Source organism: Rhizobium johnstonii 3841, assembly GCF_000009265.1.
GTDB classification, from domain to species: Bacteria; Pseudomonadota; Alphaproteobacteria; order Rhizobiales; family Rhizobiaceae; genus Rhizobium; species Rhizobium acaciae.
In genome coordinates, this window is the sequence record NC_008384.1 from 318469 (window position 1) to 330191 (window position 11723).

The 11723-nt window shown below is 62.1% G+C and carries 11 protein-coding genes and 1 pseudogene; 3 read left to right on the forward strand and 9 right to left on the reverse strand.

The genetic code is table 11. The features are described from left to right. Positions 1-13 precede the first annotated feature (13 nt). Positions 14-496, forward strand: a complete 483-nt coding sequence (locus RL_RS31220) for a GNAT family N-acetyltransferase (RefSeq protein WP_011655035.1) — start codon at positions 14-16, stop codon at positions 494-496. 196 nt (positions 497-692) lie between these two features. Here RL_RS31220 and RL_RS31225 read toward each other — a convergent pair whose 3' ends face one another. From RL_RS31225 to RL_RS31260, 8 genes are read right to left on the reverse strand one after another with little or no spacing between them, the layout of a single operon-like run. Next, positions 693-1733 carry a DUF4365 domain-containing protein gene (locus RL_RS31225; RefSeq protein ID WP_011655036.1) on the reverse strand — a complete coding sequence of 347 codons (1041 nt, stop codon included), beginning with the start codon at positions 1731-1733 and terminating at the stop codon, positions 693-695. A gap of 12 nt (positions 1734-1745) precedes the next feature. After that, positions 1746-2279, reverse strand: a complete 534-nt coding sequence (locus RL_RS31230; protein ID WP_011655037.1) for an NADH-quinone oxidoreductase subunit B family protein — start codon at positions 2277-2279, stop codon at positions 1746-1748. Between the two features lie 12 nt (positions 2280-2291). Continuing rightward, positions 2292-3806 carry an NADH-quinone oxidoreductase subunit C gene (locus RL_RS31235; protein WP_011655038.1) on the reverse strand — a complete coding sequence of 505 codons (1515 nt, stop codon included), beginning with the start codon at positions 3804-3806 and terminating at the stop codon, positions 2292-2294. A gap of 12 nt (positions 3807-3818) precedes the next feature. After that, positions 3819-5282, reverse strand: a complete 1464-nt coding sequence (locus RL_RS31240) for a hydrogenase 4 subunit F (protein WP_011655039.1) — start codon at positions 5280-5282, stop codon at positions 3819-3821. Next, positions 5279-5944 (reverse strand): hydrogenase-4 component E, encoded by a 666-nt coding sequence (locus RL_RS31245; RefSeq protein WP_003548927.1) that lies wholly within the window; start codon positions 5942-5944, stop codon positions 5279-5281. The genes RL_RS31240 and RL_RS31245 overlap by 4 nt, the downstream gene beginning before the upstream one ends. Continuing rightward, positions 5944-6900: a respiratory chain complex I subunit 1 family protein gene (locus RL_RS31250; RefSeq protein WP_011655041.1), complete on the reverse strand. Its 957-nt coding sequence runs from the start codon at positions 6898-6900 to the stop codon at positions 5944-5946. Before RL_RS31250 ends, RL_RS31245 begins: the two co-directional genes overlap by 1 nt. Beyond that, complete coding sequence (hyfB, locus tag RL_RS31255; protein WP_011655042.1) at positions 6891-8912, reverse strand: hydrogenase 4 subunit B; 2022 nt, start codon at positions 8910-8912, stop codon at positions 6891-6893. Before hyfB ends, RL_RS31250 begins: the two co-directional genes overlap by 10 nt. After that, entirely contained in the window at positions 8909-9205 is a 297-nt protein-coding gene (locus RL_RS31260) for a helix-turn-helix domain-containing protein (protein ID WP_173364463.1), read from the reverse strand. The genes hyfB and RL_RS31260 overlap by 4 nt, the downstream gene beginning before the upstream one ends. A 315-nt stretch (positions 9206-9520) precedes the next feature. On the opposite strand from RL_RS31260, the pseudogene RL_RS39520 reads away from it, so the two are divergent. Further along, positions 9521-9744: pseudogene (locus RL_RS39520) on the forward strand (3-oxoadipyl-CoA thiolase); the annotation flags it as partial. A gap of 40 nt (positions 9745-9784) precedes the next feature. Here the strand turns inward: RL_RS39520 and RL_RS31270 are convergent. Continuing rightward, positions 9785-10021, reverse strand: coding sequence for a hypothetical protein (locus RL_RS31270; RefSeq protein ID WP_017992143.1), 237 nt, complete (start codon positions 10019-10021; stop codon positions 9785-9787). Positions 10022-10181: 160 nt separating this feature from the next. Between RL_RS31270 and RL_RS31275 the strand changes: the two genes are divergently transcribed. Next, the gene (locus RL_RS31275) at positions 10182-11396 is read left to right on the forward strand and encodes an MFS transporter (protein WP_011655044.1); all 1215 of its coding nucleotides are present in this window, start codon (positions 10182-10184) and stop codon (positions 11394-11396) included. Positions 11397-11723: the final 327 nt, after the last annotated feature.

Sequence of the window (11723 nt, forward strand, 5' to 3'; positions counted from 1 at the left end):
TTAGAGATCGGGCATGCTGATCCGACCCGCAGACAAGAACGATCGAAGCGCCATCTGGAGGATCATCGGTCCGACGATCCGCGCCGGCGAAACCTATGCGCTCGATCGCGATCTGAGCGAAGCTGACGCGCTGGCCTACTGGATGGGACCGGACCGCGAGACCTTCGTCGCCGAAGAGGACGGCGTGATCCTCGGCACCTATTACATCAAGGCCAATCAGGCCGGCGGTGGCCGGCATGTCTGCAATTGCGGTTACATGACCGATGCTGCGGCCAGCGGCCGTGGCGTCGCCCGGCTGATGCATGAGCATTCGCTGGAGCATGCCCGCTCGCGGGGCTTTCGGGCGATGCAGTTCAATTTCGTCGTCAGCAGCAATGAACGCGCGGTAGGGCTGTGGCAATCTCTGGGCTTCGATATCGTCGGCCGGCTGCCTGGTGTCTTCCTTCATCCGACGCAGGGTTACGTCGACGCGTTGGTGATGTTTCGCACGCTTTAGCTGTTTGATCCTGGACCCTGCGCGACCGGATGATCTGCACGGCCGATGAAAACAATCACGCACTTCCAAAAATGCTGCTGCGGAGGAAAAGAGTGGCATACGAAAAGCTGATTCCCAAAGCGGCAGGTTCACGTCGTGTAGACAGCGTTGTGCCTGCCGCCTCTTTGACCCCAAATCCGCGATTTGCACGGTATCGTCATTCGTCCTGATTACGATGCCCGCGAGAAACACCCCGGCTCCGCCAGAACGCCTCTTCTTCTTGCGCCGTAACATAACCCTCGGATTCCGGCGCGCACGGCTCCTCCTCATCGGGGTAGCCCGCCACCAGAAAGTCTTCGGCCTCGAGATAGGCCTCTGCTTCAGGTCGAAGTTCGACCTCGAGAACGTGCACGGCAACCTCTTCGGAATATTCCTTGATCGGCTCGGCGTAAGAGTAGGTTGCCCAAGGAAAGAGCCTGGTCATGACGTCATGCAGATTGTCTGCCCGAAGATGATAGTCGATCCGAATATCCGGCTCGTCCCTCCCGTCTTCGCCGATATAGATCTGCAGGTTGGAAAAGATCACTGTCGTGTCGCCCCACTCGTCCCACACGAAAAAAGTTGTTTGATCCTGAACCTCCTCCATGAGCTCTCGATCAAGGGCAAAGGCAGAGCGCATCAGCGACTCCTGATCGGAGGCAACGGCCTCGTCGAAACAGAACTTGGCGTTAGCATCCAACACGTTGGCTGCCGGAACAACCATCTCCCACCCCGACTCCGTTTCCGCGCAGTTCCCCTTGTCGGCTCTCTGCCATCGCATTATCCCGCTGCGGGCATCGGCGATGACGATACAGACAGGCAACAAGTGTTTCGCCCAGTAATCGAGATGGCTGCGCTCGCCGCGATGGATGTAATCGCCACCGGCTTCCACCCATGATGGTATCGATCTGATTTGAAGAGGCAGGAACTTTCCGGTTGGCCGCCCGCTATCAAGAATCTCGGCCCGTGCATCGATGCCGACCTTCGAAACCGGCAGCCTGCGAAAAGACCACTTGAAATCCCGGACAAACACCTTCTCGACGGCATCGATTGCCATGCGCATAGCGGGATCCGCCGGTTGACCGCCCAGCGCATTGTCATGCCGCCGGCGCGGCGGTATTGGTGGCACGATCCGGTGCCAAATGGTTGCAAGTAGCCTTGGCGCTGCCGCGGCCAGCGTGGTGACTGCAATGATCCCAGCCTGCAGAAGTCGAACCATCGAAACTGCCCGTCACGAAACGCGGCCCTCCCTGTTCACATCTTCAAGCAGCGCGAGCAGACCCTTGAGGATATCCATCGGTGAAGGGGGACATCCTGGAATGTGCAGATCGACGGGCACGACCTTCGAAACCCCGCCGAGGACGGCATAGCTGCCCGCGAAGCAGCCTCCATCGCGACCACAGTCGCCGAGGGCAACGACCCATTTGGGGTCGGGCGTGGCAATGTAGGTCCGTTCGAGTGCCTGCACCATGTTCCTGGTCACCGGGCCGGTAACCAGCAGCACATCGGCATGCCGCGGCGAGGCGACGAAACGAAGCCCGAAGCGCTCGATGTCATAGAAAGTATTGCCAAGCGCGTGCATTTCCAGCTCGCAGCCGTTGCAGGACCCGGCATCGACGGCTCGGATCGACAGGCTGCGTCCAAGCCGTAGGCGCGCGCTCCTTTCGATGGCGGCGGCGAGCTCTGTCATCGCAGCGTCGGAAACCGGCGGTCTCAGTTCCGTCAGTGGCGGCCGGATGAGACTTTCGAAGAGGAGCTTGCGCATGATGGGTTGCCTTCAGAGATCGTGACCGGAATAGGAACAGTTGAACGACTTGTTGCAGAGCGGAAAGTCCGCGACGATATTTCCTTCGATCGCGGCCTCCAGCAGTGGCCATTGAAACCAGGATGGATCGCGCAAATGGCAGCGTTCGATCCTACTCTCCCGAGTCAGCCGCAGCCAGACCAGAACGTCGCCGCGAAAGCCTTCGACGAGCGCCATGCCCTCCCGGCTCTCATTGATGAAGGGGATATCCCTCACGATCGGACCATCCGGCAACCGGTCGATGATCTGGCTCAGCAGGGATAGGCTCTGCTCGACTTCGCGAATGCGGATCCAGACGCGGGCGTTGACATCGCCCTCGTTCAGCACCGGAACCTCGAATGAAAGCTGGTCGTAGGGCGGATAACGCAGGGCATCCCGCGCGTCGAAACCGCGCCCGGAGGCGCGCCCGACATAACCGCCGGCGCCATATTGGCGGGCAAGTTCGCATCGCAGCCTGCCGGTTCCGACCGTTCGGTCCTGAAGCGAGGCCGTGTTGTCATAGAGTTCCACCAAGGCCGGCAACTTTCGGTGGATTTCATCAAGCAGAGCCTTCAAGATGGCGCGTCCATCGTCGCCGAGGTTGACCGCAACGCCGCCGGGGAGGATACGATCGCGCATCAACCGGTGGCCAAAGGCGGTATCGGACGCGCGAAGCACACGTTCGCGCAGCACGCCGCAATGGGCCAGCATCAACGGAAACGCGGCATCGTTGCAGATGGCGCCAATATCGCCGAGATGGTTGGCGAGCCGCTCCAGTTCGGCCATCAGGGCCCTCAGCCATAACGCGCGGGGCGGTACAACAAGTCCGGTCGCTGCCTCCGCCGCCTGAGCAAAGGCATAGGCATAGGCGACCGTACTGTCGCCGGACGTCCGTCCAGCGAGCTGTGCTCCGCGGAGCAGATCCCTGCCGACCATCAGCGCCTCGATCCCCTTGTGGACATATCCGAGACGTTCTTCGAGACGGACGACCGTTTCGCCGTTGGCCGTGAATCGAAAATGCCCGGGCTCGATGATGCCGGCATGCACGGGGCCGACCGGGATCTGATGCAGACCGTCACCCTCCGCACGCAGGAAGGTGTAGGGATAGGGCTCCGCCAGGGTTGCCGCCCGCTCGCCAAGCGGGTGGCGCAGATCCCAGCGTCCATGATCGAGCCATGGGCGGATATCCGGCAGATCCTGCGGCTCCAATCCGGTAAGGTCGCGGATTGCCCGCTCCAGCCGCAGCGCGGGTGGATGATGCCGCGCAACGGAGGGATATCCATCCGCCAGCCCTTCAAGGCTGATGACCGCGATCGAGCCGGCGGATTCATCGAGGAGGGCCATGTGCACGGCGTGCCTCTCTCCCCAAAGGCCGAGCAAGGTCAACCGCCCTTTCGCGAGCTCTAGTGTCGCCGATGCCCATACCGCCGGATCGACGACGGGGCGCGGCCATGGCGCGTGATGTTGAACCGACACCCCCTTCTCAATCAGATCGCTCAGCACCGACATCTTTTCCCCGCATCATCGAAGAAGGTTGGCGATATGCTGGAACCAGGCGACCAGCGGCGGCGGCAGATAGACGCCGGCGACGAGCACCAGCGCGAGATGGGCATACATCGGCAGGTAGGACGCCTGGGCCGGCGCCGTGCTGCCGCGCGGCTGGCCGAAGACGGCCCCCGTCAGTCTGAGCAGTAGGGCGCCGAATGCGACCAGCAACCCGAAGACCAGCGGAATGGCAAGCAGCGGCTGCTTGGCGAAGGTCGAGCTGACGATCAGGAACTCGCTCATGAATATGCCCGCCGGCGGCAGGCCGGCGATAGCGATGACACCGGTGAGCAGACCCCAACCAAGCCCCGGATGCGTTTCGCTCAGGCCGCGGATGGCGGAGAGCCTCTGCGTTCCCTTGATCTGGGCGATATGGCCGACGGCAAAGAAGATCGCCGATTTGGTCAGCGAATGCATGACCATGTGCAGCAGCCCGGCGAAATTGGCGATCGGCCCGCCCAGGCCGAAGGCAAAGACGATAATGCCCATATGCTCGATCGAGGAATAGGCGAACAGGCGCTTGATGTCGCGGCGACGGTAAAGCATGAAGGCGGCGAAGATCAGCGAGGCGAGGCCCATCGTCATCATCAGCGGTCCGGGAGCGAGCGCCTCGGGACTGGCCGACAGCAGCATCTTGAAGCGCAGCACGGCATAAAGCGCGACATTCAGGAGCAGGCCGGAAAGGACCGCCGAGATCGGTGTCGGCCCTTCGGCATGGGCGTCCGGCAGCCAGGCATGCAGCGGTGCGAGACCGACCTTGGTGCCGTAGCCGAGCAGCAGAAAGATGAAGGCGACGTTGAGGAGCGCCGGATCGAAGGCGGCGGCATGGTCGATCAGGATGGTCCAGACCATGGCGTCGTAACCTTCGCCCACCACCGGCTGCGCAGCCAGATAGACCAAAATGGTGCCGAAGAGCGCGAAGGCGATTCCGACGCTTCCCAGAATGAAATATTTCCAGGCGGCTTCGAGCGCTTCATGCGTGCGGTAGAGGCCGACCATCAGCACGGTGGTCAGCGTCGCAAGTTCGACGGCAACCCACATCAGGCCGATATTGTTCGACACGAATGCGAGATTCATACCGAACATCATGATCTGATACATGGCGTGGTAGAAGCGGATGTTTGCCGGTGTCAGCCGCCCGGTCTCCAGCTCGTGGGCGATGTAGCTGGCGCTGAAAACGCTGGTGGTGAAGCCGACGAAGGTGTTGAGGACGATGAAGACGATGTTGAGATCGTCGACGAGGAGATATTGTCCCGGTGCCGGGCGATCGGTCACGAACAGGCAAAGGGCGGCAAGCAGGGTCAGCAGGCTTGCAAGGACGTTCAGTCGCGCCGTCATCCGATAGCCGGGCAGCAGCGCCAGAAGGGCCGCCGCCGCAATCGGTATCAAGAGGACGGCCGTTACAGCATCGAGGGCCAGGACAGGGGAGAAAACGTTCATTTTCGCCTCCTTCCCTTGAAATCATCGAGCGCGCGGACATCGACGGTGTCGAACCGCTCGCGGATGCGGAACAGGAAAACGCCGATGACGATGAAGGCGATGAGGATCGAGAAGGCGACACTGATCTCGACCACCAGTGGCATGCCCTTGGCGCCGGTTGCGGCGAGCACTAGCCCGTTTTCCAGCGACATGAAGCCGACGACCTGGCTGACGGCATTGCGGCGGGTGACCATGATCAAAAGCCCGAGCAACAGCACCGAGAGGGCGAAGGCGAGATCCTCCCGCGCCAGCGGATCCGCCTCCGGCGTCACCCGCAGCATCACCGCCGTCGCCAGGGCGACCAGTCCGATCCCGGCGAGCATGGTTGGGCCGATGCCGACGACCGTCTCGATCTCGCGGTGGATGCCGAGCTGGCGGATCATGCGGTGGAGCACGACGGGAATGACGATCGCCTTGAAGACGAGGGCGATTGCTGCCGTTACATACAGATGCGGCGCATCCTGGATGAAGGCCTGCCAGGCCACTGACAGCGTCAGTATCAGCGAGTGCAGGGCGAAGACGTTGAGCAGCGCGTAAAGACGGTCCTGATAGAGCATCATCATGCTGACCAGCACCAGGCCGCCGGCGAACATATGGGCGATGTCGAAGACCGGCCCGTCCATCAAAGGCTCCTCGAGACGAACCGCAGGAGGGTGGCGAGCAGCGCGAGCATGAGTGCCGCGCCAAGGAATTCCGGCACGCGGAACACCCGCATCTTGGCCGTTGCGGTTTCAAACAGCGCAAGCAGCGCTCCGCCGGCCGCAAGCTTGGCGAGGTAGGCGAGCAGGCCGGCCAGATAGACGGCTGGGCCGGCGCCCAGGACGGCCAGTTTCCACGGCCCAAAAATGCAGGCGATCAGCGAGATGTAGAGCAACAGCTTGAGCGATGCCGCGAGCTCGATCATCGCGAGATGGCGCCCGGAATATTCGAGCACCATGGCTTCATGCACCATGGTGAGCTCCAGATGGGTCGCAGGGTTATCGACCGGAATACGGGCATTTTCGGCGATCGCGACCATGACCAAGGCGATCAGGGCGATCGCCAGGGAAACACGCAGGCCCACCTGCGATGAGGTCATGAAAGCGGCGATGGACGAAAGCTGGGTCGAACCGGCGATGAGGGCGAGGGTGAAGATGATAAGCAGCATCGAAGGCTCGGCGAGCGTCGCGATCATCATCTCGCGGCTCGATCCGATGCCGCCGAAGCTCGTGCCGACATCCATGCCGGCGAGTGTCAGAAAGAAGCGGGCGCTGCCGAGCAGCGCGACTATGGCGATCAGGTCCGCGGTCCAACTGAAGATGAGGCCGGTGGCGAAGGTGGGGATGATGGCGGCTGCAACCCACGTGACGGCGAAGATCAGATAGGGCGTCACCCTGAACAGCCAGGAGGCATTTTCGGCGAGCACCACCTCCTTGCGCAGAAGCCTCAGCAGGTCACGATATGGCTGGATCACGGAAGGCCCCCGCCGACGCAGCAACCGCGCCTTGATGAGGCGTATGAAGCCTGTCAGCAGCGGCGCAAGCAGCACGACGAGCGCCATCTGGAATGCCTGGACGAGAAGAGCTGTGATCAGGACCATAGCGCCAGCACCAGAAGCAGGAAGACGAGCGCGAGGAAGACCAGGCTCAGATAACGCCGGATCGTGAGAAACTGCAGGTGGTTGAGCTTTTCGGCCACAAATCCGACGGCGCCTGCGATCGGCAGGTAAAGCCCTTCCCAGATCAGATCATGTGTCTCGACGGCAAAATGTGCCGGACGGAGATCGCCGGGCGCCGGTATGTCGACCCGCTCGCGCGCCCGGAAGATCAGCGTGCCGAAAACGCGCCGGACGGGCTGGGCGAAGCTGCCGCCGCCATATTGCGTCATCGGATTGACCTCGGGGAAGCCGCAATCCCAGGCGGGCGCCCGGCGGAGCCGCCGCGAAGCGAAACGGTGGATGAGATAGACCGTCAGCGACGCCGAAAGGAGGGTGAACAGGAAGACCAGCAGGCCGTTATAGGAACTGCGGCTTTCGGCGACCGGCACGATCGACAGCCACGGAATATCCGTCTGCACCGGCATCCGGTCACCGATCAGCGACAGTGTCACCGGTGCAAGGCCGTCGATGATGATTCCCGGCAGGATGCCGGCGAAAAGGCAGAGCGCTGCCAATACGGACATTGCCGCATGAGAGAAGCGGTCGACCTCCAGCGCCTGTTCGGCGACGACGGTTCGGGGACGGCCGAGGAAGGTGATGCCGAATGCCTTGACGAAACAGGCGCCAGCCAGTGCCGCCGACAAGGCGAGTAGCCCGCCCACCGCCGGCACCAGGATTTTCAGGCCCCATTGCGGCAAATCAGGGCTTTGCAGGATCGCCTGGAATGCCAGCCATTCGGAAACGAAGCCGTTGAACGGCGGCAGGGCGGAGATCGCGACGCAGCCGATGAGGAAAAGGAAGCTGGTGACCGGCATGCGGTGGATAAGGCCGCCCAGCTTGTCCATGTCCCGCTCGCCCGTTGCCGTCAGTACCGCGCCGGCGCCGAAGAAGAGCAGGCTCTTGAAGAAGGAATGATTGAGAGCGTGAAACAGCGCGGCCGTCAGCGCCAGTGCGGCCGCCAGATCCATGCCGTTCGCCTTGAAGGCGAGCGCCAGGCCGAGGCCTACGAAGATCACGCCGATATTCTCGATCGTACTATAGGCAAGCAGACGTTTGAGGTCCCTCTCCATCATCGCATGCAGGATGCCCAGCACAGCCGTGCCGCCGCCGAGCACAAGGACGATGACGCCCGACCACCATGTCGGCGCGCCGATCAGGTCGAAAATCACGCGGATGAACGCATAGACGGCGACCTTGGTCATGACGCCGCTCATCAGTGCCGAAACATGGCTCGGCGCAGCCGGATGTGCCAGCGGCAGCCAGACATGCAACGGCACGAGGCCGGCCTTGGAACCGGCGCCGAGCAGCAGCAGGATGAGCACGAGACCAGCCGTGAACGGCGTATGTTCGGACATCCGCATGGCGGCAAAACCATAGTTTCCGTCAGCCCCGGCAAGCAGCCCGAAGGCAAGCAGGAGCGCGAGCGTGCCGAAGCTCGCCATGACGATATAGAGATAGCCGGCCTTGCGGTTGCCGGCGTCGCGATGATGGGCCATCACCATCGCCCAGGACGCGAGCGACATGAACTCCCAGGAAATGAGGAAGGTGAAGGCATCATCGGCCATGATCACAAGGTTCATGCCGGCGAGAAAAGCCGGAAAGAACGGCAGCACCCGATGCGGCGCGTGTTCGTGACGGCCGTAGCCGAGACCGTAGAGGCTGGAGAGCGCGCCGCCGAGGTTGACGATCACAAGGAACAAGGCCGCAAGCGCATCGATCCGGAAGTGGCTTCCGAGCCATGGCAGGCCGAGAGGAAGGACAAGCGCCGACGCTTCGGCGGCAGGGAGAGCCGTGGCCAGATAGGCGAACGCAATAACGAAAGCGATGGCGGAGAAAACCAGGCTTGCACCGTAGATGATAGGCGTGGGCGAGGCCGAACGGGCGATCGGCACTGCGAGCACAGCCATCCCAAGCAGCGCGGCCACACATGACAACAGGATAGAAACCGATGTCACGGATCATCCCTCGCTGCAGGAAGGGGCGCTGATGGCTCCGTCGCTCCGCTCTTTGATGGCTTGAGTTTCGCCCTGAGCCTGACCCCTCGCCCACCATCCGTGCTGACGGTTCCCTCGTTGATCACCTCGACACCGGCGCTTTCCAACGCGGCCAGTAAACGCATCAGCGAGTCGACATTGCCGCGCACGACATCGGCGCTCGCCTCCATGCGCTGAATTGTCGGGACAGAAATTCCCGCCAGTTCGGCCAGCTGGCGCTGGTCGATACCGAGAAGGGCCCGGGCGGCCCGCATCTGAGCGGCGGTGATCACGATTGAAACATCGCTTATCTTGCGCAAACTCTGATATTGACTCCTATGATGTGCTTATTGATGTCTGAAATCAATATTCTGATGCGTCAGCCTCGTTTTGACATGAACCGCTGCTTGTTAAGCCCACCCGGCTGAGAGTAAGTAGAATGTCGTTTTCACACACCGAAGAGCCGTTCGTGGCCGACCAGCGCCGATATGTGCAGTCAGCCGTTGCTGCCCTCGATGACGAGTTGGGCCGCTCGAGCGTGTCGGCAGCGGAACAGTCCGCCGTCATCGCGCCAAGAAAATATTCTCGCAGGCGTCGATTCGATGCCGGAGACCGGCGAGAACGTCGCCGAGGACTATCAGTCAGCCGCGAGGATCAGTATGCCTTCGCCGTGCGAAGCCAGGCGAAGGCCGCTGTCGCGCAGGCGAGCGGACGGCTGGCGAAGGAGATCACGTCGGTGACCATCCCGCGGCGCAAGGGCGCTCCCGTTGTCGTCGACAAGGACGAGCATCCGCGTGCAACGACGATGGAGGCACCCAGCGCGACCGGGCGATCTGCACGGCCGATGAAAACAATTACGCACTTTCAGTGAGCGAGAATTCAGGCAACTCCAGCAACGGCATCGAACCACGCACCAAACGCAGGAAATCGCGGACCGGAGATTTCTCGAGCGCACGCGGAAAATAGATCGCGCCCGATTCTTGTACCCGACCGTGATCCTCGAACATCACCGGTCTGATCCCGAACCCATCGAATAATTTCGCAAAGCCGCTGGAGGCGGCCATCACCAGCGGCGAACCCTGCATGATCAACAGAGCCCCGATAGGGCCATTGCCGGTTCGACACTAAAAAAAGATGTGAGTGCGCTGTCGAATCCGCCGCGGCCCAAACGTCTTGAGATCGCGGGCGCGAAATGCGGTAGGCTTGCCGCATGCGTCGCGATCACTCTGTCGGCATGGAGGTTATGAAGCCATGGGTGTTTCCTATCGTTGGGTCATCGTCGCTGCGGGCGCATTGATGACATGCGTTGCGCTCGGCGCGATGTTCTCTCTGGCGATTTTCCAGGAGCCGATCGCAACGGCGACCGGCTGGTCGCATGTCGGCATAGCGAGCGCCATGACGCTGAATTTCATCGTCATGGGTTTCGGCGGCTTCTTCTGGGGGGCGGCAAGCGACCGCTTCGGCCCGCGCATCGTCGTGATGATCGGGTCGGTGCTGCTCGGCCTGGCGCTGGTCCTAGCGAGCCGCGCCGAGACGCTGCTGCAGTTCCAATTGACCTACGGCATCCTCGTCGGATTGGCGGCAAGCACATTTTTCGCGCCGATGATCGCGGCGACGACCGCCTGGTTCGACGAAAACCGCGGCCTTGCGGTGTCGCTGGTCTCCGCCGGCATGGGCGTCGCGCCGATGACCATCTCACCTTTCGCGCGTTGGCTGATCTCGGCCTATGAATGGCGGCCGGCCATGCTGATCATCGGCGTTGCCGCCTGGGTGCTGCTGGTGCCGGTCGCGCTGCTGGTCAGGCGCCCGCCGGCTGAGACCCCTGACACCGGAACTGCGTTCGCGGCCGGCGGCGCCCGGCCGCAACTGTCGAAAGTATTTCGATCGCCGCAATTCATCGTGCTTGGCCTGACCTTCTTTGCCTGCTGCGCAGCGCATTCCGGGCCGATCTTCCATATGGTCAACTATGCGACGATCTGCGGCGTCGCACCGATGGCGGCCGTCAGCATCTACAGCGTCGAGGGGCTGGCGGGATTGGGCGGCCGGCTGCTCTATGGCAGCCTTGCCGACAGGATCGGGGTGAAGCCGGTGCTGGTCGCCGGCCTTCTGGTGCAGGCGGCGGCCCTTGCGACCTATCTCATCGTCAGCCAGCTCGGCGAATTCTACGCGCTCGCCATCGTCTTCGGCAGTGCCTATGGCGGCGTGATGCCGCTTTATGCCGTGCTGGCGCGGGAATATTTCGGGCCGCGCATCATCGGCACCGTCTTCGGGGCGGCAACGATGCTCTCCAGCCTCGGCATGGCGTTCGGCCCTCTGATCGGCGGCTGGATATTCGACACCTTCGCCAACTATTCCTGGCTGTTCATCGGCTCGGCAATGGTCGGGCTGGCGGCCGCGGCGATAGCGCTGGCATTCCCGCCTCTCGCCCGCCAAAAGCCGCAGCCGGCCTTTGGTATGGCGCCGTAACAGGCGCGCCTTGCCAATCCTTGCGGGCGGTATCGAGAGTGGACGTTGGTGACGACGCCCACTCAAAGTTTTCGCATCGTCGCATTTGCCGCCAAATCGCGAACACCGCAGGCGGCACGTTTGCCTCCGCCGTAACAAATGGACGAGGACCAGCCGAACCGCAATCATTCGCATCCGCTGGTTTGTGTGCCATTCTGGATGTTGAAAGAACAAAGCGTTGCAAGGCAAGGAATAACTTGATGCTGGCGAAAACCGATCTCGTATTGGTGTAGTAGTGGACGCTGCGGCGACGCGCTCTGCTAGGGTGGTAACGGGTAAGACGCACCA